Origin of the sequence: Paenibacillus sp. FSL P4-0338, from assembly GCF_038002365.1 — a bacterium.
Lineage (GTDB): Bacteria > Bacillota > Bacilli > Paenibacillales > Paenibacillaceae > Paenibacillus_AQ.
In genome coordinates this window covers 326,170-350,592 of the sequence record NZ_JBBOCG010000001.1, presented here as the reverse complement: position 1 = coordinate 350,592, position 24,423 = coordinate 326,170, and the positions used below count along the sequence as shown (strand labels likewise).

Sequence of the window (24,423 nt, the reverse complement as noted above, 5' to 3'; positions counted from 1 at the left end):
GCTCGAACCACCACCGCTTCAATGTCCTTATAATGACTCTTCGCCCACTCGCGGTATTTCTCATTTACCAGCCCCAGTGTGATGGCGAACCGCAGCTCATCACTGGCGGGCACTGCCGAACCGTCCGCTAACAGCGGGTTATAGGTGCAGGCGGATAGGGGGGAGCCCTTGTATTGGGTCCGCAGGTCAGTCTTTAAATAAAATCCAGGGTCCACGCCCAGCTTCTGCAGCAGCTCCCGCTAGCGCTCCGCATGTTCGTTCGCAGACTTCATATAGGCCTTGTTCCCATACTTCTCATAGACAGAGTAGGCGGATGACGAAGGACATCCTGAATGCCACGCGCGGCCTGATCCCGTATGCCTTGCAGCCACCGGCTGAACAGGCTGCCTGCCTGCTTCCAGGTGAAGGCCGGTGTAGCCTTTAACAGACTCTGCGCCTTCGATTCTGCCGACTGATATTGCCCGGCCGCCCAGCGCAAGGCCGATTGCTTGCGTTCTATCCGGTCACTAAGTGACTGTGCCTCCCGTCCCAACTCCTGTAGCAACCGGACCGCCTCGCGGGAGGGAGACTGTACATAACTTTCCGGGTAAGCAGCCTGCACCGAACGGACCAAACCACCAACGCTTCTGTCCATTCCCGTGACCTGTTCCTCCAGCACACGGTTCAAGCGCTTCAGTCCCAGTTCCAGCTCCAGCATCCGCTTGATCTCCACCTGCTGCTGCATGCTTCACCTCCTGAGCACAATTCCCCTTTGACAGTTTGTTCTAGATTCATGTCATTAAAAATTCCCAGCGAAGTCTGGCATCAGATGTATCTATCAAAATATAAAGAAACCTATTTTTTCGAAGGAAACAAGAATTTGAAATCCCTTTGGAAAAACTGCCACCTCTCGGCATCCAAATCCCAGCAATTCCACCTCATCCATAAGAATGTCCCGCCTCCGGGCTATTTAGATTCTACGGTTTGTGTGCACAACCACCGGTTAACATCCTCTCCCTCAAGCTTAATAGGGTGATCCTCACTACCAATATAGATATGGTCGGCATGGATGAAGTCCACACCCTTCGCCTTTACGAATGTCGTATGATACAAATGCGCGCCATCCATATGAGCATAGGACAAGTCAGCTTCATCAAAACAGGCATGACTCAAATTAGTTCTTTGAAAAGAAGCACGGCGCAAATCTGCTCCGGTTAAATCAGCATATACTAGATCCCCATCATCGAATGACGCTTTGATGGCTGTACAATGCCTCATTACACAATGCTTCATGGAAGCATATTCAAAGATCGCCTTGCTGAGCATACTGTCTGACAAATCAGCCTCATCAAAAACCGACCCCAGAAAATATCCTCCGGCCAGATCGCTATAGTGCAGAACGATTTTTTTGAAATCTGACTCTACTATAATTGCATCACTCAAATTGGTATGAGGTACAACCAGTCCGCTCAGTGATGCTTTTTCTATATCCATCTTCTCACCGGACTGCCCATTGGATGCTGCCCATGTCTTGTGATTCTCTATAAGATTTGTAATGTTCATATCGTGTCTCCTTAGTAAATTACTATCAGGGCCACCACAAGACTTTATCACTTAGCTTCGCAGCCTCTAGTTCAATCTTTACTTCCTTTATGTGCTCTGGATACATTTTAGTTGTGTCCACTATAACGTTTTCTCCATTTGCCAACGATTTTCTAATATCCTGCATTGCTTTTTCAAGTGAATACCCTTTAGGTGCATATTTAGAATACCAACCTTTTACATCCCATAGTTGTCCATTGGCATCAATAAATTCAGCACCTTTAGGATTAGGGTCTCTTTTGATTGGGCCAGGTAACTCATTTCGAATCTCTAATTCCAAACCTGCGATTCTTTCAATTTCTGATTTTTCACTAATCTTAAAATCGTGTGCAGGATCTCTAGAGAGACTCTCATACTCATCGTTAGATCTTGAAAAGTATTTTCCTTCATGACCGTATTTATCGATTAATTCTTTATAGTAATTGGGTGCTGACTCTCTGATATCATTTATCCTGGATTTAAAATCACCGCCAGCATCATGCTTTCCTTCTGGCCCCTGACTCCGCCACACCCGCCCCGGCACTTCGACCGGACCGGGGCCGCCCGGCGTTGCCGGAATTAAACGGTTCGGGTAAGGGTTCATCCCTGGGAAATTCCAGTTCTTCAAGGCATCCGGCACTTTCTTCACCGCATCGGTCAGCGGGTCCATCACCGCGTCGGCCACCTTGCCGACCACGCCGCTTTTGGCGATAGGTACGCCCGGGACGAGGATGGACGCGGCGTTGCCGAGCATTTCTGCTTTTTGCTCCAGGGTGCCTTCATTAAAGTTATGGTACATGGCTTTCGCTGCATCCACCAGAACTTCGGGATGATTGACGAGATAGTTCACCTTGTCGATCGTTTCTTGAGTCGTCTTCTCCGGGTCGATGACGAAGTCAAAAGCGAACTTGGCGGTGTCCACGGCTCCCATCACTGTAGATTTAATCAGGCCGCCTACGAAGGCTTGGGTTACCTGATCCGCCTGCACCACTATTTTGCGCCAATTGGTCATACCGTAGGTGTCATCCAGCCAACTGTCATAGGCGGTATACATGACTTCGGAATGTTTGCTGGGATCATAGACCTTGTCCTTAAAATAGGCAAAGGTCGTCTCATTCTCTTTGTTCTTCGCTGTGATTGGCGTGCCGTCCGGCAACGTCATCGGCGGCCCATGGAGCCGCTTATACTCCGCAACCTGACGTTCCAGCTCGCGAATCTGTTCCGCTCGAACCACTGCCGCCTCAATGTCCTTATAATGACTCTTCGCCCACGCGCGGTAGTTCTCATTCACCAGTCCTAACGTGATGGCGAACCGCAGCTCATCACTGGCGGGCACTGCCGAACCGTCCGCTAACAGCGGGTTATACGTGCAGGCGGATAAGGGGGAGCCCTTGTATTGGGTCCGCAGGTCGGTCTTCGCATAGAAGGCCGAATCCACGCCCAGCTTCTGCAGCAGCTCCCGCTGACGCTCTGCATATTCATTCGCAGACTTCATATAGGTCTTGTTCCCATACTTCTCATAGACAGAGTAGGCTGCTTGACTGCGCCCGATTTCCCGCAACGCCTCAGCAATCCTGGACAATTGTTCCCGCGCCTGCTGCTGTTCGGCGGGACTGCCGGATTCTCTCTGCTGGAACAGCTCAGAGATGACTGCATCTGCTTCAAAAGGGTGCAATTGTCTATCCACCGAAGCGTCTCTGACGTTCAGTAGGAGATTCTGAATCATGCCGCTAAGCGTGGGCGGGTGACGAAGGACATCCTGAATCCCACGCGTTGCCTGGTCCCGTATGCCTTGGAGCCATCGGCTGAACATACTGCCTGCCTGCTTCCAGGTGAAGGCGGGTGTAGTCTTTAGCAAACTCTGCGCCTTCGTCTCAGCAGATTGATATTGCCCGGCCGCCCAGCGTAATGCAGATTGCTTACGCTCTAACCGGTCAGTGAGCGATTGTGCCTCCCGCACCAACTCCTGCAGCAACCGGACCGCCTCGCGGGAGGGAGACTGCACATAACTTTCCGGGTAAGCAGCCTGCACCGAACGGACCAAACCGCCAACGCTTCTGTCCATATCGGTGACACGATCTTCCAGTATGCGGTTCAAGCGCTTCAGTCCCTGCTCCAGCTCCAGTATCCGCTTGATCTCCACCTGCTGCTGCATGCTTCACCTCCTGAGTACAAATCCGCCGTCTAGTTATTTAAGTCGTCGAACATGGAGCCCTTCACTGTGATGGTCATGCCGTCCAGTGCCGTAATACCTTGAATGGAGCCTAGAGTGCGATAGGCCAGCTTGCTCTTGCCAAGCTCCACATTCCCAACCGACACTTTAATCGGATATTCACCGTCCGCCATATTGGCATGAGTATACAGATAGCTGTTCTTCGGGTTGATCACAATCGTAACGCGGGTCTCTTCCGTAATTTGATACATGCTCTGCCCGTCTTTTACGAATTCCTTATATTCAAAAGCCGTATTGCTTCCAGCCGTAGAGGACTGGCTATAGCCTTCCATCACCTTTTTCCAGTATTCATGGGTATCGCCCTTTACGTCCTGTGAATGCTCCAGCTCCACTACCTTTTTGCTGTAGCGGCTGTCATCTGTACTACGGTCCATTACGGCCAGCAGCACTTCGCCATTCACACCCTTTGGACTCGCGGCAGTCAGTATGCCCGTCTTACGGGCAAAACCTCCGCCCTGTTTGGCAAGCGGCTCATTGCTCAGGTTCACGGCGATCTTTTTATTGTTGATATAGATCAGGTCATTCTCATAACGGAAAGAATCAATGACCCGCTGCACCAGCTCTTTATGATCTTCAGTATCGTCCTTGACCGGCTTGTACACCACAGTCTTTACCTTGAAGGAATAGGACCCTGCCGGGTTAAAATAGTAGCCCGACTTCAGCGGATAGTTGAAGCGCTGCAATTCCCGGTCCGTGGCGAACACCGCTTTGTCATAGCCTGCTTTACCTGCTTGTCCATTTTTGGCTGCTGTCCGCGAAGTCTGATATTCTTGGAGCTGCGGACTGGTTGCACTCCAGGCAATTTCACCAGTACCTTGCTGCGTGAACGAACGATTGTATTGCCCATTTACGGCTACAGCTTTGTATGCTTGATTATTCTTATCTAAATGGTACATCCAGCGGATGACATCCACCGGATACGGTTCGGTTCTCCACAGCAACTTCTTGGATAGAGCGGTCCCGGTGTTCTGCCCGATCTTACTGTCTATCACAGGCTCCGGTACTTCTTTGCGTCCATGATAGAAATACATTTCATAGAGTTTCCGGTCCGTTCCCTGCGGGAAGCTGGCGATTGCCGTATCGGTCTCTGTCCGTGTGGTGCAAGTGCCATTGCTGCAGCTCGTCACTTCATACTCATAGCTTCTTTGCACTCCGCCTTGAAAGTCCACCCGGCCTTCTTTTACCGCAGGGGAATATGGATTAGCCGGATTGAGCCATTTGCCATGCTCAGGGTCATCGCCGAAATCCTTGCGGTCAATCACCGCGCTGACGATGGGCTGGCGCGAAATACGACTCCCCGGATCATCCACCACAGGATTGCCCGACACATTATATTGCCGGAATACATCCGGTGTCGCATTGGTCACATTCAGTTGTCCTGTTGCCTTGTTGATCCAGTCTCCGCGGGGTAAGTACAACTGGGCAACTAACGGTACGCCGCCGTAGATCGGGAATTCCACCTGCCGGGTCAGCACATTATAGCCCAGCGGCTGCGGCTGCAGCAGCTTGACGGCGATCGGATGCGAATCGAGCACGTTATTAGCCATCTGCTTCTCCTTGGGGTTCTTCCCCTCCGGGTTCACGCTGAACTTGATACGCACATCGCTGCCTGGCATCTTGAAGCTGGCTTTCAGCAGGCGCTCCCCGTTCTTGGGAATGACAAGCTCGCCGCTACCCTTCTGCGCATGACCGGTGAACGTCAGCTTCGCCGAAGAGCTATCGATGGCCTTGCCTGTACTCACCTGAATAATCTCCCAACGGAAGGGAGTCTTGATCTCTTCAGGAAAAGATGAATCCACCCGGATCTGTACTTGCACCTGTTCACCGGCCTCTGCCTGCAGCGGCAGCTGTTCAAATTCAGTCTTTATATCGTACTCCTGCTCAATCAAGGCCAGCGGTGCAATCGGAATGTCCAAATACGTGATATTCCCGCTGTTATGGGAGATATAGACGGTGCCATACCCCCACGAGAAATACGTGGGCGGCTGGAGCACATGAACATAGTCAATCCACTTGCCACCCTTGGATGGAGTGGCGTTGTTGGTATAGACCTTCTTATCTTGAAGCTCTTTATTCTGATTACGGTACATGAAATCCTTATACGTATGGTTGCCGCCGTATTCAATATTCAAGCCCTCGATAATCGCCTGCTCAAAGGTCCCGTCTGTGAGATAGGCGGTGAGCTTTGAGTTGTTAGTGTTTTGATAGCGGTCAAATTTATTTGTGTTAACTTTGAATTTTTGCTGAACGGCATCATCCTCCCAGGATTCCTTAATCAGGGAGAGATTCTGAATCTGCGTCCCGCTCCACCCGGCGAACCAGGGAACATTCTCTGTCGGTACCGAGTTGCCTTCCCGGGTATAGCCGGAATATTCATAGAGCCCTCCGTCCAATTGGGTGCCATGACTGGTCCCGTAGACGATTTCATAGTAACGTTCGGCACCTGAAGCAATCCTTTTTTGCAGCAGATCCTTCCGGTAGCTGCCCTTGGAGGTCTCCTCCTTGAAGTAATCCTTCACACCATATAAGTCCAGGTAATCTTCGTTGGCGAATTTCAGCACTTCGGCCGGAGTGGCCGGCTTCCCGCGTGCATCCGAATAGGTATCCATTTGGAAGACGGCAGCGACAAAAATGACCGATAGTATGGCTAGAACCAGGGCTCTCTTCATCCATCTACACCTATTTTCTGTATATAGTAAAAACCAGCGCGTTATATTCGGTAGAAGACACATTAATTTTGTATTTTGCATCTTCAAATGTTCTAAAGGGCAGGTTATACTCTACTGTCTTCTTTGGAGCAACATAGTCCAGCATGGCATCTACAGTAGCCGGCTCAATCTTTTGCCGCATAATCGCTTCTGCTTCCTTCATTTGCATGGCATAATCAGCACCCTCGATCTCGAAATCGACCAGAATGACAAGGACGGCCTTGCCCTTGGGAGGATTCTCAGTAGAAGAATTAACCTGAAGCATAGAGCCTGTATCCGTATAATAAGTGAATCCGTTGGAGGTCTTAGGAGTGCCCTTAGCGGGTGCGGAGCTGATAACAGGCGTCTTGCCATCCGTGGAAATATAAGCGGTGCTAACCCGCTGGTCCCAGTTCACGCCTACGCCCAGCCCTTCGCTGACAAACTTCAGCGGCACGAACGTTCTACCGTTCTTCATCAGGGCAGCGGTATCCATCGTCTTCTTGGCGCCATCCAGCGTAAATTGTCTGTTCCCGATGACTAGCACCAGCTTCTTGCCGTTCAGTTCCACCGTTACGGTCTTGGAAGCCGGAACCCAGCCCACCTTCGCCCCGAGGGCTTCACTCACGAAACGGACCGGCACCTGCACCCGGTTCTGCTTGTCGAGGAATGGCTGGGCATCCGGGAAGCTGATTTTGGAGCCGTCCACCACCACCCGGACAGACTGGGCGGCATGTGCAGATACAGGCATTAGCGAGATTAACAGGAATAGGGCTGTGAACAAGATTGTTATTTTTTTCATCTTCATATCCTCCTCAAGTGGGGTTGTGACAAGCCTTAGCTATACTTCCTCTACTGGCGCTGCAGAATTACCGGCTCCCCGTCTAACTCTATCGTAATTACAGGATCGTTAATCAGCGTGCCCATGAAGCCGAAGGCGTGCCAGTCTCCGCTTGCCAGTACTAGGTCTGCACTGTGCTTGCGGCCGTATTGGGTCAGGAGAGGTTCAAGCTCTTTGCCGGTAAAAGGAGTCACCTGCTTAGTCCCGTCACTGCTGTCCGAGACGGCAATCGAGCTGAGCCTGATCTCCTTCCGCGAGTCTGTCAGATCCTCTGCATACAAATCAAGCCCAACTTCAAGCGAACGTTCATCTGACGCCTCTGCAATTGCAGACAGGAAGGCATATTCATCCTCCTTGCCGCGCAGCTTGTTCATCGCAGCTTTATATTTCTCATTCCCCGGCGTAGTTGGCGACAGAATCGCCATCAGATGCACGCCCTGCGTCGAATAGCCGGTATAAATCACGGAGTCGCCCAGCAGCGGTTGAACCTGTTCTTTCTGATCCAGCATCTCTTCTACTTCCGCATCGCTGAGCACGATGGACATAATGCTCTGCAGCCCGCGAATCCGGTCCGAAGCCAGCACGGCGGCCATCAAATCATCAGAGTTTTGCGCAACCTTCTGCATATTTGCCTGCAACTCTTCATACAGCTTCTCTTTCAGTGCAGTGCCTTCATCATCTCCGGCAGGCTTCACCTGATCATAGCTCTCCGTAACGGGACTGTTCGTCTCCCACTTATAAGAAGAGACCCCCCAGCCGCCAACCTTCTGTTGCTGCAGCAGCACCGTAAAGTAATGGTCATTCATTACATATTCCAGGACCCGTCCGCCATCGTCAGGCAGCTCATAGGCATGGGAATCTTCCCCATACAGCCGAACGACATCCGCTTCCGCGTCTCCCATTTTGAGGCCTGCTGCTGTAGGAGAATCATCGGTCACATCAATGATGTAGAGCCGCTCATTCTCATCGAATGTGAAATCAGCTCGGTCCGTCATAACGGTACGATGTCCCTGATTCCAGTCGGCGGGATCACCTGCATTCTCAATTTCATTGCTGTCGTCTATGCCTTCAGCTTCCAATTGTTTGCGCACTTCTTCCAGAGTCATTCCCAGTTGGAACATACCATCTTCTCCATTCTTCTGCTCATCGGTAATAACCCTATGGGCCGGGACTGCTGAAGGACTGGGAGCAGCGGTCTCCAATACCGGACTTTGCGTGGCTGACTGCCCCGTTTCTCCTAAAGTAGCCTTATCTGTCCGTGCGCAGCCTGTAATCATAAGTGCGGTGTACAAGCCTATCATCCAAAACCATTTTTTCATATGGCTATTTCTCCCTTCCAAGAGTTACTGCTACTACTGAACTTTCTGTCACCGCGTACTATGTCCCTTGCCCGATTCTGCGCTGCCGTCCGTTTGCCCTTCTGTAACTCCGCCATTTTTGCCATACCCCACGATATAGGTGTCAGTAAGCTTATAGGAACGCCGGGCAACCCTATCTTTCGTATTGCCTTCAATGGTGTATACGGTTTTGGACTTGCTGTCATAGCCGGTGACGATGCCTGTATGGTTTTGCCCGCTGCGGGTAAAAAAGATAACATCTCCAGCCTTCGGCGTGTATCCCGAGGAGCGTTTACTATAACGCCCTTGCTTGATGTACCATTGTCTCCCGGCTTCAACACTTGCATATTTGGGTACCACATTGCCCAGGATTCCGGCTTCATTAGCGATATAAGAGACGAACATCGCACACCAGGGCTGGTAGTTCATCCCATACCATTTGCCGTAAGGCGTATTGTTGTCACCGCTTGTTTTGCCTTTGGGGACATGCTCCTTGAAGCCCTTAGCCAGTTCCAGCTCGGCGGCTGCAAGAAATTTGTCAATACCAGGGGGATTCCCGGTACTGCCGCCGTTTACACCGCCCTTAGCGTCAGGTGCTTCCGGCTTCGGCTTGGATGGCAGCTGCGGAGTCCCGGAGGGAGTCTGAAGCGCTGCGCTTTCTTTATAGGTGTTGTTGCGCCGGGGGGTATATTTGCCCATGACCTCGTCTTTCAATGCTGCATTATGAATATTCTTGAGCGTCAGCGGAAGACCCGCCTTAAGCACCGCCTCCACCACCCGGTTCGCTCCGCGCGGCGACTGATTCTTAAGATCCGCATAATAGACCAACGCCTGGGGATCGGTAATGCCGAGTTTTTCCCCGCTATCCAGATAGACTTGAACATCCTTGCGGGCCTGCTCATCCTGTGCATTCTTCCCTGCCTTGGTCGTCAATAAGGCGGCAAGCGCTTCTTTCTCCTTCAAGCTCAGCACCCTGGTATACCACCATTTATCCTGCTTGGCGTACTTGATGAGATCCTTCGCCAGACTGGCAGGCAGATGCTTCTTGAGCTTGGCTTCATAGTCTCCCTGGGATGGCGTGATATTCATTTTCTTGAAGGTAAGCAGGATCAGATCTCTGGCCCGTTCGCCGTGCCACTGTATTTTCCCGACACTCAAGCCGCCGCCGTCGTCCGGAACCACAGTACCGTAATTGCCTTCATTGCCAAAAATCACGCCCATCGCCAGGTCCGTAAGCTGCGTCTCCGTGAGCGTGTTGCTGCCCGTTCCGGCGGAAGAATCAGCCTGGTTCAGCTCACTGAACAGCTTCTTCCAGGTGTGCGGGCCTACGACACCGGCCACGTCGCCTGTATTGCCCAGATGATTAGCGGCCTTAAACGCATTCACCGCTTGTTTCGTCTTGGCGTCGAAACGGCCATTCACCGTAACCTCATAGCCAAGCTCACGCAGCCGGATTTGCATGATCCGCACCTGCTCGGAGTACACATGAGGGCTATATTTCAGCCCGCCCTGAATGACGCCGAACAAGTAGAGCCAGGTCATCTCGCCTACGATCCCGGCATCCTTGCCTGTATTGCCCAGTCCATATTTCTTCTTAAAAGCATTTACAGCCTGCTTGGTCTGCTTGCCGAAATAACCGTCTGCTTCAAGCGGATACCCTAATTCAGTCAGACACTTTTGCAGCAGCAGCACCTCTTTACTGTAGACATCGGGGTTGTACGAGAGCTTGGAAGAAAGTGCTTTGATCCCCTCCGGCAGTATCAGAGCTGCCGGTTTGGAGGCTGCAGCTGAGCCTTTGTTCTGGGAAATACCGGGTGCACTCTGCTTTATGACAGATATTCGCTCCAGCCTGATGGTAGACTGCTTCTCTTCCCGATGATACTGATCTGCTGCCCAGATGAGCGCAGCCGCTTTGCGGTCCAGCTCAGTGGAGAGCGTTCCCGCCAGCGAATTGATTTGCTTAAGCAGGTTCTCCACACTATAGACAGCAGACTGCACATAACCTTCTGTATATCGTTCGCGGGTTCTTGCAGCAGCCTGGCCTGCTGCCTTCTGCATATTGCTGCTCCCGCTGATCTCCCGGCCCATCCGCTTCAAGCCGGCCGACAGCTCAGTCAGCCTTGTACGGTCAACCTCTTGCGACACTGTCCCGGCCTCCTTCCGCCTGCTTCACTTCTATATCTGAACCATCACTTTCATGAGGTCTGGTATGCTGAAGTTATGTATGACAAGCATAGCCGCGCCGGAAGCCTAAGCTTCCGGCCGCCTATACCTATATTCCGCCTGCTTCTATCTGCGAAGCTGGCTGGCAATATCGCGATCGCTTTGTTCTTTGATCTCTGCAACCTTATTCAATTGCATACTGATGCCATTCACACACTCGACCAGCTTGTCGAGCGACGGCTTCAACTGATTGAATTCCTCAATGAAGGCCTTGGAGGATTCACCTTGCCACCATGCTTCAGCAGCTTTAATTTCACTATCCAGCTTGTTGATGATATCTTTAGCACTTTGGCCTTTAGCCTTAATGGAACTGGCAACACTTCTAGCCTGCTCAGGACTGAATACCTGTTTCACCATTCGATTCACCTCCCTTCGTGGAATCTATTGCCGTTACTTCTTCCTCGCAGCGGCTGCGGCCAGCGCGCGGCGTGCCTCTTCTTCGGCCTTCGCCCTCGCCCTGCGTTCATCGTCAGCCCGCTGAACAGCGCCCGCCAGGGCCTGCAGCTGATTCTGCAGCTCCCGCATATGTCCAAGCAAACGGGTTACATCCCGGGTAATCTCCTGATACTCGCTGCGGTAAGTATCCCCGGCTCCGCCCTTCCACCAGCTGCTGCTCTGAGCGGCACTGCTGTCATTCTTACTCTGCTCCCGGCGGATATCCTCCGCCGCACTGCTTACATTTCCTGACTGCCGGCGGATTTCTTGCGGCGTAGGCAACAAGCTCACCTCCTCAAATGGGTCATTCGAAGGCCCTAAGTAGCCGTACGAATACCCGAGTATTTATTCTTCAGAATCAGGTAGCCATCGCCCGGCTCCAGCTCCTTCTCCTTCTCACCGTATGGCAACCGGACGTTGAACAGATTCTGATCCTTCAGGCTGCCCAGCTGAAGTCCGCATTGTTCCTCGCGGATTGCCTTCCCGAGTCCGTCCCAGTTCCCGGCCAGCTCGGAGGTGTTATCTCCGGCAATAACGGCAACCTTAAGCGCCCGTTCCTGCTTTACCATTCGTTCCAGCAATTCTTTCAAGGCATAGAGGTCACCATTCGTGAACTCCGTAAGCCGGTCAATGACGAAGACGATACGCGGCCATGAGGCAAACAGCTCTTCGGCTGCACCGCCGCTGCTCTTGACCTCCAGCAGGGAGCGGCGTCTGCCCTCAAGCTCATTCTTGATTTCTTCTGCGAAGGCATACATATCATCTACGGCTGTCAAATCCGTTACACCAGGCTGCCCTAGCACACTGTAAATTCCCATACTCCCTGAATCAAGCGCATAGATAACGCTCTTCTCAGACCGATTAAGAAGCTGTGTGATCCATGACACCAGCAGTGTGCTTTTACCGGACATGGGATCTCCGGCTACCATGACAATAGGTGTTGTGTCCAGATCCAGGATGGCAGGCTGAAGGTCGCCATCTGATAGTCCAATCGCCAGCCGCCCTTCCGGGAGTGCACAAGCCTCATTCAGCTTATTGATATCAATGGATGCTGGCATCACCGGAATCCGCGGTGCTTCCGTTAACAACCCGGTGTCTGCCTGCTTACGCAGATGAAGTATCCACTGTTCCACTCCTCCATGCTTCTGCTCTGGCAGGAGCGGCAATGCCGTCTGGAACTCCAGCGGAGGCTTACCGCGCACAAGTCCCCGGCCGCCAGCGCGTGATGGCTCCAGTCCTTCCGTGCGGCCGACAATCATTTCATATTCGCTTTTCTCTGTCATCTGCAGGCTGATGGCATTCTTGAAATTGATAGCGAATTTATAGCGTACAAGCGAAGCATTGGTAGCCGTAACCACCATATAGATTCCATATTTGGTCCCTTCCCGCGCCAGCACCACCATCTGCTCATCCAGCTCCTCATAGGTCTCCGATAAGGCGAAATAGTTGTCAATCACAAGCACCACTGACGCCAGCTTGCCGATCCTTGCCCGATAATCGGCAAAGCCGTCCGCCCCGCTGTCTTCAAAAATCCGCTTGCGCTCATTCATGGTGCGAAACAGGAATTTAGTGAACTGGAGAATAGTCTTCTCCTGCTCCAGCGTCATCACGCCCCCGCAATGGGGCAGCGCTTCAAGCGCTTTGAACGAAGAGCCTCCGCAATCCATTAAGTATAAATGTACGTCATCTGGTGAATACCGGTACGCCGCTGACAAGCATAAGGTTCTCAGCAGCACCGTTTTGCCCGTGCCCGGCGCCCCGTAGATGAAGAGATTACCTTCCCCGGCCAAATCAAGCATCAACGCTTCCTGCCTTTGCCCGCGCGGGTCATCTACAAGTCCGACGGGGATGCTCAGCGTCTCCTGGACTGCCGGCCAGCCGCCAGCTTCCTTCCAGCCCCCGTCAGCCTTATACAATTCCGCTAAATCTACCGATTCAGGCAGCGGAGGATGCCAGGGTCCGGGGAGCGGGTGAATGTCTGCGCTCCGGGCAGAAGCTGCCAGCGATTTGACCACGCTCTCCAGTTGGCTTGGCACCTCCATCTCAGGCAGCTTCTCTTCATCCAGCGGATAGATCTGCTCCTGTTTGCCGTTGAGCTGCAGCCGGTAAATGCGTTTGTGCCGGAGGTGATGCCTTTGCACGTTGCCAGGATCATACATCGCTCCAGAGTAAGCCGACTGGAACATCTCAAAGATCTCGTCATTCCCCACCTGGATGAACGCCCGCCCCGGTTCCTTGATCATGGCCGCATCCGGACGCTTAATGACATCCTTGCTGTCCGCTTCATCCTGGACCTTCAGGCATATTTTGAATTTCGCATTGCTCCAGATCTGATCATCCACGATTCCTGCCGGCTTCTGCGTAGCCAGGATCAGATGTACCCCCAGGCTTCGGCCTACTCTCGCGGCACTGACCAATTCCTTCATGAAGTCGGGCTGATCCTGCTTCAGCTCCGCGAATTCATCGGCGATCATGATCAGATGCGGGATAGGCGTCATGCCGCGTTCCTTTCCTCCGTTATGATACAGCTTCTGATAGCGGTCGATATTGTTGACCCCTTGTTCGGCGAACAGCCGCTGGCGGCGCAGCAGCTCGCTTTTGATGGAGAGCAGCGCCCGGTTCGTCTCATTCCCGCCCAGGTTGGTAATCGTCCCCACCAGGTGCGGAAGCCCCCGGAATACATCGGCCATCCCGCCGCCTTTGTAGTCAATCAGGACAAAGACCAGGTCATGCGGATGATAGTGGATCGCCAGCGAAATAATCAGGCTCTGAAGCAGCTCGCTTTTGCCTGAACCCGTGGTCCCGGCAACCAGGCCGTGGGGGCCATGCCCGCTCTCATGCAGATCCAGACGAAATGCGGTTCCGCCTGCGCGTACACCGATAGGGACACTCATTCCCCTGAACGTCTTGTTGCGGCTCCAAATGGACGGGAAATCCAATTCCTCCACGGTACGGACCCCCAGCATGTCCAGCAGTGTGACCGAAGCAGGAAGAGCAAACGCTGCTCCCGTAGACCGCAGACGCAGAGGGGCCAGCTTACGGGCCGACTGTTCAAGCGTTCTCGTATTCACCTGATCGGGCAAGAAGGTCAGCTTGACTCCCGATATTTTGTCCGCGAGTTCGGCACTCTTGCTGTTCATATGGATCACTACGCGGCTGTTCATCGGAAGATAGGCTTTATTGGCTGCAATGAACATCGAGGATACGCCAAGCCGGGAATTCCCGTTATAGAGATAATTGTAGATAGGTTCATTCTCAAGCAGCGAAGGATCTTCAATGATAAAGACATAATGCGGATGCAAACTCCCGGGCACCGTGCGCAGCTCCCGTTCCCTCAGAATCTCCTGTAATTCACCCAGCACAGGGTGGGCCATCGGCCGGCCGCAGAGCAGGTAACGGGTGGTGAAATCCTCATTCCACACATGGGGCAGATGCTTAAGCCAGCTCCAATCTTGAACACGTTCCTCCGGCACCAGCAGCACGAGCTTCACATCATCGTATCCGTGATGCGTCACCAGCTGCAGGACCATTTGCTGCAGCAGATGCCGGGTTCGCTCTGCCTCTCCTGCGAGGCCGCAGATTTCAGCTTCCAGGAGGTTAACCGTAACCGGTGCATCAGGAACCTTGGCGAACTCCAGCGCCAGCCGGTGCGGCTCCATCAGCAGCGGGTCATTCTCCAGCACGACTGCCTGCTTGTTGTATACGATACGTAAGGCGGACGGCACACTGCCTACCCCCAGCCGCAAGGAGAGGAAATCCTGGTGAACCGGCATCCGTTCCCACAGCTTGCTGTCATGCTGCTGAAGTCTATGCAGACAGGCTTCAGGCTCCGGGTTCATCTCATGCAGCGCCTTACTCTGCTGTGTCCGGGCCAGTGACAGTTCGGCCCGGACATCGGCAATATATTGCAGATACTTCTGCTCCCGCTCCTTCTTCTGCCGGTTATACTTACGAATCTGCGACGCTGCACCCGTGAATGAGAACAGAAGCGTGGTTACCGTCATGGCAATGGAGAGCATCATATACATAGACTGGGCTGTCAGTGCCAGCAGCACGGTAATGACGAGCATTACGGCAGGGGGCACCAGCAGGGCCATCCAAGCGATCTCCGGTTTAGCATAGGCATGTGGAGGATTAGGAATTTCCAGTTCACCGCCAGGCATATCCGGCAAAAATCTGGGCTGGCGGCTGAATTCGTATACTTTTGCCATCTTCATCCCCCCTTAACGACTTCTGTCTGCCTGAAAGCGAACCTCTTGTCCGCCTGACATTGGCATGGTGTACCACAGCTCTTGATGAATGAAGAACAATTGCCCGTCTACCTTATGCACGCGGTCCGCACGCTCTCCATAAATGCGCAGGCTCTCACCAGACTTCAGATCCAGCCTATAGATCGATCCGTCATTGCCCGCATTGCAGCAGTAGATGTAACCACCTTCGCTGATCATGCTGAGCGGAATCAGGTCCGGGTAGGCTTTCTGCTCACCGGACAGCGGATCAAGCAGCGTCAAGGCATGTCCATTCATCAGATCCGCATACAGGAGCCGCGTTCCGCAGTACTGCAGATAAGCAGCGCCTCCCTCAGTCAGCCGGGTAGAGCGGTTACCCTCCAATGGACAACTGTAAATACCTTGTGCGCAAGCATAATAGAGCTGTTCTCCCAAGATCGTATAGCACTGCACCACACTGTCCGTAAGGCATTCGGTCTTGCGTCCGTCCGGCAGACAACGGTACAATCTTCCATCCTTTTCATTAATGTAAAACAGCCAGCCTGCTCTGAGCCTGATCTCGCGGCAAGGCTCATGCAGCAGTACTTTCAGCTCCAGCGTTCCCGTATCCACTCTGCACAAGGCATTACCACGGCTCTGGTCACTGGCGAACAGCAACCCGCCCGCTTCATTCATGAACCAGAGGATTCCGGGCAGCCTTGCAGCTCCTTCTTCATCCCGGCTCAACAGATAAGTTCCCGGTTCCGGTTCCAGCGTCCCGCATAGATCCGTTATGCAGTACACACCCGGAGTCTGTAACAGGAGTCCGCCGCCTGCAATATTATCATTCATGCTGTCATTCCTCTCCTATCAGCGTCAGCAGCGCGCCGTGGCTGACACCCTCTTCCTCAAGTGAACGTGCGCTCTCCAGAATACGGCCCAGCGGCTCTGCCTGCAGTCTCCCTCTCTGCGGCTTCTTCAGCGCAAGCGGCTCCTCCAGCATCTCCAGCAGTTCAGATACCGGGATTTCCGAGGGCAGCTTCAGATCAGCTTCCACCATTCCTGCCTTCAGCGTAACCATCACATATTCCATAAGAATCCTATCCTCCGTTCCCTAGTTCTTCACAGAGAGTACGGTCATCCGCTCGCCTGTCATGACGAAATCCACATCCTGCCCGGCTTCCCGGGCCAGGCGTAAATATCTTGTCTTGAACACATAAGGTACTTCCGCCAGGACATGCACTTCAGTAGTTTCCCGCCCATTCCATGCCTCAGGCTCATGTCTAAATTCAAGGGTTACCTGTATCGCCTGCTGCTCCCCTGCGAAGGTTAGCTGACCTCCATCGTTGCTTGTAAGCCCGGCTTTCATCGCTGCACCAAACGCTTCAGCGAAGTACTCCGCGAAACGTTCTTCATCCACCTCCGCGTCCAGGCCCCGCAGCTTCTCATAGACCAGGCTCCGGTCCTTCGCTGAGCGCAGCGCATTATTAAGCGCCGTACTCAGTACAATCTGCTCGCGTGAAATGTTGAACACTTCTGTCAGCGGTGCAATCAGGATGGACAGCATCACAGCGATCAGAATGGACACAGCGATTGTTCTCAAGTCCTTCAGTCCCCGCTTCTCATCCGAATGAGTTAATCGAAATAATAGTCCAGATCCTTATAGTGCTTCAGCCCGACTGAGGTTAGCGAAAAAGACACGGGAATCTCCGTGCGGATCTCTTCCCCCCATAGCTTAACGCTCAGCGGATAAACTGCGCGTACCGTGACCGTCACGGGCTCTCCCCGCTGGCGGTAGGGCTTCTCCAGCTCGGTCGCATTGGCATAGACTGTCTCGTCGTCATTGCCGACAGCCCTGCCATTATCTTCATTCAATGCTTCGACCTCGATCTGATTCGGATGCTCCCGGTAGATTGGACGCTCCTTCAGACGCTTCAGCGCATCATCATAATAGGATTGCTTGATATAGTTATCTTCGGCAGCGACCTGTGACAGGTTGAAGGTCTCGATGACCAGTGTCATGTACCATGGGAAGAAGAACACCAGATTGGTGAACACCATAATGCTGGCTGCCACCACAATCGCGACCAGAAAGGATTTTGCGACTCCCCGCATTGCTGGTGTACCTCCTTCAGATTACTGTGTGAATTTCTCAATCTGCTTCATGAAGAGATCCCAAATGTCACTGATCCAGGCTCCCAGATTTCCTTGCACAATAACGATGGCCGCACCGATAATGACGATGGCCGCTACGGTAAGTGCAATCTGCTTCACCCCGATATCCCCGCGCTCTTCTGTCCAAAAGCTCTCTTGACTCTTCTTAGGTTTAGCCACGTTTTCCGATTTCTTCTCCATATTGTTCAACCTCCGAATATAAAATTTATTGAAACATTTCCAGTGAACCCTTGACCAGGAACAGATAATAAATGGCAATGTACACAAACAGGATGATGATCAGTATCCATTGGATTCGGGCATTGCTGCGCTCACGCCGCAGAAGATCCTTCTCCAGTGCTTCCACCCTAAATTGATTGACCTCATTCTTGAGGTACACCATCTGGGAGACATTGTCATAGCCTCTAAGGCGGGTCTCCATGATGTCGCAGAACTTGATGACATAACGCATGGGAACCCGTTTCTTGAGCTGCTTCAGCGCGTATTCCTCGCCGTATTCAATATTGTCCAGCATCACACCCAGCTCTTCAGCCATATCCTGGCCCGCATGAGGCAGGTAATCCCGGATCACATCTGCCAGATAGATATTGATGGATTTGGAGTACTGGTAGTAGACCATGCTGTAAAAGGCAGGAAAATCAAGCGAGATATTGCGGTTCTTCTTCTCGATACGTTCTTCAAGACTCTTGACCGGATAGATCCAGCCCAGCAGAATGAAGATGGCGGTCACACAGCCAAGCAGCCGGTTTGCACTGCCCAGCACGATTGCCAGAAGCGTTCCGCCCGAGGCATAGAGCAATTGATTCAGTCTAATCTCCTCCGGCCGGACCAGCAGCTCCAGACGGTCTATCATCTTGCGGAAGCGGATGCGGTCTGCGGTGCCTACAAAGCCTGTCATATATTTCAGGGCAAAGTTCTTTTTGTACAATGCTACCCGCTGCTTCAGCTGCGTGCTTTTTCGTTCGTTCATGAACCGGCGTGCGCGCTTCTTCTTTCGTCCGCTGACCGGCTTTAGCATGGGCAGGAGAAACAGCTTAATCAGATACAGAATGGACGTTAAGGCACACACCTTGGCAATAAAGATCATTTACGGTCACTTCCTCCCCCAAGGTTACCCTGGAGCGCCTGGGTGCGTGCAAAGCTCAGACAGATTACACAGATCATCATGGTATTAATTAGCTTGCCAGCCTGCGTATCCAGCATGAATTCGCGAAATCCGTCAATGGACAGAGCGTAGATGAAGAATAGCAGTACGATGACGGTTTTCATCAGGAAATCACGGTTCATTTTACGGAAAATCGTCTCCTTACGCGCATTGATCTCCCTCAGTACCGCATTCTCATCTACAATATCCAGGAAAATGTCGGCCATTCCCTTGCGTTCGTTATATTCAAACACAATCGCCTTCTTCGTAAAATCATCGAACTTAGGACCGAGCTGGCGGTTCAGCAGAGTGATGGCCTGCCTGAAGCTATATCCGTTATTCTCGCAGTTATCAATGAACTGCCGGAGATAGACCCGGATGTTAGGGCTGATGTATTCGTCACTCTCCATCACCTTCTTGATCGCGACCAGCACACCGTCACGTGCCAGCGGACAGATCAGATCCTCTGCGTCCATAATATTTTCGATATCCTGGGCACGTATAATCTTGGACTGCATCACGAACCAGGTCATCAGGCCGACAAAGATGGAGATGGTTACGACTACCGACAACGTTACACTATTCATGAAGAACACAATGACCACGGCTACCAGCGCGAAAGAAATGCAGAGCAGAGAAGTGAAGCTCTCCAGAGTAACCGGGAGGTTGAAATCCAGAATCAGCCCTTCCACCAGCCGGTTATATTTCGCGATCGGGTTCTCCTTGCGCTTGACAATACGCTCCCGCTTAATCCGGGCAACGTAACGTTTGGTATTGTATTTACCAAGATGGTCGGCCACCGTGTCCAGCATATCTAACAGGCGGTGAAGAGAGCCCTCGAAGAAGCGGACCTGGAAGATCGTATTGAACAGCACAAAGGCCGCAGCTCCGAGCAGCAGACTAATGAGTAAGTTCACATTCATCGAATGCATAACCCTCCGTTTCGTCATCGAGGGGCTCCCGGGTGAGGAATTCAAACCGGCTGCGCTTAATGCCGGCCTTGAGCATAGATTCCTGGGCACGCAGGGATAGCTTGCCCACCCGCTTGTGCCGCCCGATGATTTGGACAACCCTTGTGCCGCCCGCCTCCTCCACCACATCATCATAGATGAACTTATAAATCGGATTAATCAGCGGCTTCAAGCCTTCAGACCCCAGAATCTCAGATATCGACGTGACCTTGCGGGTACCGTCAGCCAGCTTCTCCTGGTAGATTACGAATTTGACTGCACTGCAAATGTTGCGCAAGGCGAGCTCGGCAGGTTCATTCGACACCATCAGATAGGCAGTCAGGAAGCGGTAGATCGCCTCCTCATCCCCTTCGGCATGAAGTGTGGTGAAGAAGAAATGCCCCGTCTGTGCCGCCCGCAGCGCAGTCGCGAATTCACCCGGGGTCCGCAGCTCGCCCGGCCCGATCCAATGGGGAGACTGCCTCATCGCATTGATCAGCAGATTCTCCATGGTAGCCGGGCTGGCATCATCCTCTTCAGGCACGGATTCGTACTGCAGCACATCATTGATGATGGGGCCGAATTCTCCACCTTCCCGGCGGTGCAGCCGCATCTCGGACGGATTCTCAATGGTTATAATCCGGGAGAGCGGATGAATCTGCTTCACTAGCACTTCATTCAGCGTAGTTTTACCGCTACCGGTTGGTCCTACAGTAATCCATGACTGATCTGCTTTGGGAATTAGGGAGAGCAGCCGGAACATATTGACGGAGAAGCTTTGTTCATGAATCATCATGGCTGGAGTAAGACTTTTTTTGCTGAATTTGCGGATTACAAAAGCAGGCAGCTCATAGGGTGAGATTTCCGCATGCGTGGCATTCACCCGGTACCCTTCCACCGTTCGGGCATTCACCATCGGAACCTTCGGTGTTAGGCGCATCTTGGACACTCCAATTAACTTCGATATGATACGCTCCATATGTTCGCGGTCTGTGAAATGCTGGTCCCAGCGCAGCGTTTTGCCGCCGGTCTCCACGAAGATCTGTTCCGGCCCGTTGGCCCGGATCTCGTCAATTTGCGGGTCCTCCATGGCCTCGGTTATCGGGCCATAATGCGTGATTTCGTTAATCAGCGCATTTTTCAGGGACTGCAAACCGCCATATTCCTCCACACTAGGCTTCTGGGAATCGACAAACTCCATAATATACCCCTGGGTCATTTCCCGTTTGCGGATCGGGTCTCTCTCCCGGCGGAAGGCATTCGTTGCTGCCTTGCTAATATATTTCTGGCATAATTCCAGCGCTTCCTCGAAGCTGATGGTGGTGTATTTATTTTTGAGTGCATCCATATCTTCCGCTTGAGTGCTGTGGTGCGAGAACTTCTGCTGCATTTCACTTACTTTTGCCCGGGTTAGCAAGGCTCAGGCCTCCTTCACTGATTAATAATGGAATCCCGCAAACGGTTCATTTCCTTCATGAATGCCTTATTTTGCAGAGGATGATCTTTAACATATAGCTTGCCGTCCTGGGTGTACGCCGCTGCGGCCTTCACAAAGGGCAGCGCTGCTGCGATCTGAAAGCCCATCTGCTTGAACACCTTATAATCCAGCCCGATCTCATGCAGGTTCATCATAATCACACTGGTGAACTTGGCTGTGCTGATGCCAATGGAAGCGGCAAAGTCCAGCAGCTTGGTCATATTGCCCGGAGCCTCGATCCGCTCGGCTGCTGTAAAATATCCGATATGGCAGTGCTTCATCGCCCCCGTACAGAATTCGAGTGGAGGATTATATGGAATGTCCAGCAGGATAATATCGAACATTCCCTTAAGTGTGGATAATACCTGTTCAATATGCGCGAAACCAAATTCGAAGTATTCCTCCAGCAGATCATAGGGACTGGGGGAGAGCAGATACAGGTTCTCCTCAGAAGTAGGATCAATATCTTCACGCATATCCGCTTTATCGCTTTTGAGCACCCGGATCAGCCCTTTTCCTCTGGCGGGAGGATCTACACCAAACAGATAGTAGAGGTTCGGATTGAACACTTTAAAATCCACGATGCAGGTGTTGAAGCCTTGTTGTGCCAGCAGATAGCCTAAATTGCCGATCAGCATGGCCTGATCTGTCCCTTCACAGGCCGGCAAGAAACCAATAACACTATAGATCAGCGGGCTGTCCCGAAACTCGGCTCCTACCAGCTCCTTAGAGGATATCTTGCGGAAGATGCTCTCCAGTTTTTTTACTTCTTTTCGATCCATGATTCCACCTCATTTTGCAGTGTAGGCAGCTCATCCATAATTACCGTGCTGCCGCTTCTGCTGAGCATCGTAATCAGAAAGCTTTTGCTGTCCAGGCTTTTGTATTTGGCATACTTATTAATCTCCTCACCTGAGCCTTCCAGCAGCAGAGCCTTGGGCTGAATGCTCTTCAGGAAATCGTCGCTGCGCATAACCTCCTGCCGCTTGTCCTCGCTCAGCTTCAGCACTTCCTTGTATACCTCATAGATCGAATGGCTGTTGGCGTTGAGCATATCCTTGATGACAATACTGTCGAACAGAATCTCGGTCTTCGTAACGGAGGACTGTGAGGGGTTGAATACGGCATTGGGATTGCCTCCTGCACCAGAAGCTGCAGCTTCTTCCACATTGTAAGACACCCGGATACGGACACGGTCTCCCGGCATCAGAATGTCTCCGCCAGCCTCAAGGAAGTTGTAGGGCAGGGTGAGGACTTCCTGCTTCTCACCCAGCTTATACAGCCATTCATTCTTGACCGGCTTCTCATCCAGCAGCTGATCCTCATACAGCACACTATTATCCCGAATATAATATTTCGTGAACTTGCCCAGTACTTCAGGAAGCTTGTCCGCCAGCACCATATCGGATGTATACTCTGTGCGGATAATGTTATAGGTCTCCACTTGCTTCTCTGTCAGCACCGTAAAGGCGGGCAGCCCTCCCTTTTCTGTGAGCCGCAGCACCTCTACCGTATCACGGGCATCCTGGCTCGCGTTGGTGATGACTATGTATGAGACGACAATGACGGTCAGACTGAACAGTACTGCAACTATTCGTTTCAACAGGTTCCGGTTGGGAGCCACATTTTTTACACTTCTGATATCCATCTACCCCGAACCCTCCATCAATCTAAGAAGTATGGTGCCGAAGGCCCGCTCGAACTCCGGTCCGCTATTCACAATCGGGATATCACTTTCGATCTGCTGGTCAAATCCGGCACTGGCAGGCACGTACCCGGCCAGTGCCGGTTCAAACCGGAAGCTGTCACTGAGGCCCGAGCCGAGCAGCTCACCGACCTTCTCCGGGGTAAACAGGTCACCGTGATAACGGAAGCTGTGATTATAGCGGGTGACAATAACTTTGGTCTTGGCATTGAGATAGGCGGCAGAATCCCGTTCAAGCACTAATTCAATATTCCGCAGGGTGCTTAGCACCGAATATAGGTTGTTAGGAACACACAGTCCGAAGGTATCCATATGAATCAGCGCACTCTCCATCTGCCGCATGGCATCCAGGGGAAGATCGAGTACGACCAGGTTGAAGTTATTCCGCAGAGCCGATAACAATCCGGCCAGCTTCTCGCTGGTGTAGAATTGCTGAATCGCCCGCTTGTCCTGGAATCCGTAGCTGAGTGTAGTCATCCATAGATTTCCTTGGACCGGAAAAGCATTGGTCCTGTAATCCTGCGGCTTCGCCAGCATCCGGATCAAGGAACTCCCCAGATGCTCATCCTTGTGCGCCTGTTCATCAAATCCGCTGAAATATAAGTTAATCCCTCTGTATTCAGTATCCATATCCACAAGAATAGTGTTCAGTCCGCGTTTTGCAGCTTCTGCCGCCAGATTGACTGCGGTGCTCGTCAGCCCGCTGCCCCGGTGTCCGGTCACCGCCACTACCCGGCTCATCCCCCGGCTGATGTTCGCCAGTTCCCGGGAGAGCGAATCAGTGGACTGGAGGGCTTCTGTATCCTTGCCTTTGGAACGGAATCTGTCCAGGAAAGAACGCTTCTTGCCCTTCAGCTCACCCGGTTCACTCTCCCGGGCTGGCGTGAAGCGCATTTCTAGGCTGCCTGATCCTAACCCATTATTCCTCAGACGATCTGCAAGCTGTGCCAAAGCCTGCTTCACCAATGCGATTGGCAGCCTGGGTGTATGATATTCAAGAACACTGAGCCCCAGATATTGTCTTGCAAGGGATGACCATGCTTCTCTCTGACGCGGGTCTCTCGTTAATATAATTACCGGAGTGTCTTCCCGGGTCTGGGATAGATGCTCTAACAGATTATGAACAGACTCCCTGTCAGCAGCCAGTCCGTCCGGCAATCCTTCGTCTGTAATCACAACAGCTTCCGGTGCGGGAATCGTGGAATTCTGCAATAACCCGGCTGTATCCCGGACCCGCAGGCCTCCGTCATTCATAGTTGTCCACGGATCAGCGATATGGGCAGTGATGTACCCGTGACCTGTACCAGCCAGTAGAAGTACCCTCATCATCAATCCTCTTTCATTGTAAATTTGCCTGGTATAGAACCCCGGCCTTCAGCCTTGACACAATACGGCACATCATGAGAACATTTTCCATAAAACGACTAATAGTGCAGAGCACAAAACCC

At 52.3% G+C, this 24,423-nt stretch carries 21 protein-coding genes; all 21 read right to left on the bottom strand.

Features of this window, described 5'->3' with window-relative positions; translation table 11 throughout:
* Positions 1-268 precede the first annotated feature (268 nt).
* Positions 269-724 carry a hypothetical protein gene (locus tag MKZ07_RS01450; protein ID WP_036702402.1) on the bottom strand — a complete coding sequence of 152 codons (456 nt, stop codon included), beginning with the start codon at positions 722-724 and terminating at the stop codon, positions 269-271.
* 221 nt (positions 725-945) lie between these two features.
* Positions 946-1,542, bottom strand: coding sequence for a pentapeptide repeat-containing protein (locus MKZ07_RS01445; protein WP_036702404.1), 597 nt, complete (start codon positions 1,540-1,542; stop codon positions 946-948).
* Positions 1,543-1,567: 25 nt separating this feature from the next.
* Entirely contained in the window at positions 1,568-3,715 is a 2,148-nt protein-coding gene (locus MKZ07_RS01440; RefSeq protein ID WP_036702406.1) for a hypothetical protein, read from the bottom strand.
* Positions 3,716-3,744: 29 nt separating this feature from the next.
* Entirely contained in the window at positions 3,745-6,462 is a 2,718-nt protein-coding gene (locus MKZ07_RS01435) for a hypothetical protein (protein ID WP_036702408.1), read from the bottom strand.
* Between the two features lie 10 nt (positions 6,463-6,472).
* The gene (locus MKZ07_RS01430) at positions 6,473-7,282 is read right to left on the bottom strand and encodes a copper amine oxidase N-terminal domain-containing protein (RefSeq protein ID WP_051494129.1); all 810 of its coding nucleotides are present in this window, start codon (positions 7,280-7,282) and stop codon (positions 6,473-6,475) included.
* 50 nt (positions 7,283-7,332) lie between these two features.
* Positions 7,333-8,640: a hypothetical protein gene (locus tag MKZ07_RS01425; protein WP_036702410.1), complete on the bottom strand. Its 1,308-nt coding sequence runs from the start codon at positions 8,638-8,640 to the stop codon at positions 7,333-7,335.
* 48 nt (positions 8,641-8,688) lie between these two features.
* Positions 8,689-10,803: a peptidoglycan-binding protein gene (locus MKZ07_RS01420; protein ID WP_036702411.1), complete on the bottom strand. Its 2,115-nt coding sequence runs from the start codon at positions 10,801-10,803 to the stop codon at positions 8,689-8,691.
* Positions 10,804-10,947: 144 nt separating this feature from the next.
* Positions 10,948-11,238 (bottom strand): WXG100 family type VII secretion target, encoded by a 291-nt coding sequence (locus tag MKZ07_RS01415; RefSeq protein WP_036702412.1) that lies wholly within the window; start codon positions 11,236-11,238, stop codon positions 10,948-10,950.
* A gap of 33 nt (positions 11,239-11,271) precedes the next feature.
* Positions 11,272-11,598 carry a WXG100 family type VII secretion target gene (locus MKZ07_RS01410; protein ID WP_036702413.1) on the bottom strand — a complete coding sequence of 109 codons (327 nt, stop codon included), beginning with the start codon at positions 11,596-11,598 and terminating at the stop codon, positions 11,272-11,274.
* A gap of 35 nt (positions 11,599-11,633) precedes the next feature.
* Complete coding sequence (gene essC, locus MKZ07_RS01405; protein ID WP_051494130.1) at positions 11,634-15,527, bottom strand: type VII secretion protein EssC; 3,894 nt, start codon at positions 15,525-15,527, stop codon at positions 11,634-11,636.
* Positions 15,528-15,539: 12 nt separating this feature from the next.
* A complete protein-coding gene (locus tag MKZ07_RS01400) occupies positions 15,540-16,376 on the bottom strand; it encodes a DUF5050 domain-containing protein (protein WP_036702415.1) in 837 nt (278 codons plus the stop codon).
* Positions 16,377-16,380: 4 nt separating this feature from the next.
* On the bottom strand, positions 16,381-16,617 hold the full coding sequence (locus MKZ07_RS01395) for an EsaB/YukD family protein (RefSeq protein WP_036702417.1): 237 nt from the start codon (positions 16,615-16,617) through the stop codon (positions 16,381-16,383).
* A gap of 21 nt (positions 16,618-16,638) precedes the next feature.
* A complete protein-coding gene (locus MKZ07_RS01390; RefSeq protein ID WP_036702419.1) occupies positions 16,639-17,127 on the bottom strand; it encodes a hypothetical protein in 489 nt (162 codons plus the stop codon).
* A 32-nt stretch (positions 17,128-17,159) separates the two neighbouring features.
* Positions 17,160-17,639 (bottom strand): hypothetical protein, encoded by a 480-nt coding sequence (locus tag MKZ07_RS01385; protein WP_036702420.1) that lies wholly within the window; start codon positions 17,637-17,639, stop codon positions 17,160-17,162.
* A 21-nt stretch (positions 17,640-17,660) separates the two neighbouring features.
* The gene (locus tag MKZ07_RS01380) at positions 17,661-17,879 is read right to left on the bottom strand and encodes a hypothetical protein (RefSeq protein WP_036702422.1); all 219 of its coding nucleotides are present in this window, start codon (positions 17,877-17,879) and stop codon (positions 17,661-17,663) included.
* Positions 17,880-17,904: 25 nt separating this feature from the next.
* Entirely contained in the window at positions 17,905-18,786 is an 882-nt protein-coding gene (locus MKZ07_RS01375) for a hypothetical protein (RefSeq protein ID WP_076157844.1), read from the bottom strand.
* Positions 18,783-19,766: a hypothetical protein gene (locus tag MKZ07_RS01370; protein ID WP_036702426.1), complete on the bottom strand. Its 984-nt coding sequence runs from the start codon at positions 19,764-19,766 to the stop codon at positions 18,783-18,785. Before MKZ07_RS01370 ends, MKZ07_RS01375 begins: the two co-directional genes overlap by 4 nt.
* A complete protein-coding gene (locus MKZ07_RS01365; protein WP_036702427.1) occupies positions 19,744-21,210 on the bottom strand; it encodes an ATPase, T2SS/T4P/T4SS family in 1,467 nt (488 codons plus the stop codon). Before MKZ07_RS01365 ends, MKZ07_RS01370 begins: the two co-directional genes overlap by 23 nt.
* 14 nt (positions 21,211-21,224) lie before the next feature.
* A complete protein-coding gene (locus MKZ07_RS01360; protein WP_036702429.1) occupies positions 21,225-22,052 on the bottom strand; it encodes a hypothetical protein in 828 nt (275 codons plus the stop codon).
* Positions 22,034-22,918 (bottom strand): hypothetical protein, encoded by an 885-nt coding sequence (locus MKZ07_RS01355; protein ID WP_036702431.1) that lies wholly within the window; start codon positions 22,916-22,918, stop codon positions 22,034-22,036. Before MKZ07_RS01355 ends, MKZ07_RS01360 begins: the two co-directional genes overlap by 19 nt.
* The gene (locus MKZ07_RS01350; RefSeq protein ID WP_143804315.1) at positions 22,919-24,304 is read right to left on the bottom strand and encodes a hypothetical protein; all 1,386 of its coding nucleotides are present in this window, start codon (positions 24,302-24,304) and stop codon (positions 22,919-22,921) included.
* Between the last annotated feature and the right edge of the window lie 119 nt (positions 24,305-24,423).

Bases quoted from the DNA above. Each gene is read 5' to 3' on its own strand.
- MKZ07_RS01450 (WP_036702402.1), bottom strand. From the start codon at position 724: ATGCAGCAGCAGGTGGAGATCAAGCGGATGCTGGAGCTGGAACTGGGA.
- MKZ07_RS01445 (WP_036702404.1), bottom strand. From the start codon at position 1,542: ATGAACATTACAAATCTTATAGAGAATCACAAGACATGGGCAGCATCC.
- MKZ07_RS01440 (WP_036702406.1), bottom strand. From the start codon at position 3,715: ATGCAGCAGCAGGTGGAGATCAAGCGGATACTGGAGCTGGAGCAGGGA.
- MKZ07_RS01435 (WP_036702408.1), bottom strand. From the start codon at position 6,462: ATGAAGAGAGCCCTGGTTCTAGCCATACTATCGGTCATTTTTGTCGCT.
- MKZ07_RS01430 (WP_051494129.1), bottom strand. From the start codon at position 7,282: ATGAAAAAAATAACAATCTTGTTCACAGCCCTATTCCTGTTAATCTCG.
- MKZ07_RS01425 (WP_036702410.1), bottom strand. From the start codon at position 8,640: ATGAAAAAATGGTTTTGGATGATAGGCTTGTACACCGCACTTATGATT.
- MKZ07_RS01415 (WP_036702412.1), bottom strand. From the start codon at position 11,238: ATGGTGAAACAGGTATTCAGTCCTGAGCAGGCTAGAAGTGTTGCCAGT.
- essC (WP_051494130.1), bottom strand. From the start codon at position 15,527: ATGGCAAAAGTATACGAATTCAGCCGCCAGCCCAGATTTTTGCCGGAT.
- MKZ07_RS01400 (WP_036702415.1), bottom strand. From the start codon at position 16,376: ATGAATGATAATATTGCAGGCGGCGGACTCCTGTTACAGACTCCGGGT.
- MKZ07_RS01395 (WP_036702417.1), bottom strand. From the start codon at position 16,617: ATGGAATATGTGATGGTTACGCTGAAGGCAGGAATGGTGGAAGCTGAT.
- MKZ07_RS01385 (WP_036702420.1), bottom strand. From the start codon at position 17,639: ATGCGGGGAGTCGCAAAATCCTTTCTGGTCGCGATTGTGGTGGCAGCC.
- MKZ07_RS01380 (WP_036702422.1), bottom strand. From the start codon at position 17,879: ATGGAGAAGAAATCGGAAAACGTGGCTAAACCTAAGAAGAGTCAAGAG.
- MKZ07_RS01375 (WP_076157844.1), bottom strand. From the start codon at position 18,786: ATGATCTTTATTGCCAAGGTGTGTGCCTTAACGTCCATTCTGTATCTG.
- MKZ07_RS01370 (WP_036702426.1), bottom strand. From the start codon at position 19,766: ATGAATGTGAACTTACTCATTAGTCTGCTGCTCGGAGCTGCGGCCTTT.
- MKZ07_RS01360 (WP_036702429.1), bottom strand. From the start codon at position 22,052: ATGGATCGAAAAGAAGTAAAAAAACTGGAGAGCATCTTCCGCAAGATA.
- MKZ07_RS01355 (WP_036702431.1), bottom strand. From the start codon at position 22,918: ATGGATATCAGAAGTGTAAAAAATGTGGCTCCCAACCGGAACCTGTTG.
- MKZ07_RS01350 (WP_143804315.1), bottom strand. From the start codon at position 24,304: ATGATGAGGGTACTTCTACTGGCTGGTACAGGTCACGGGTACATCACT.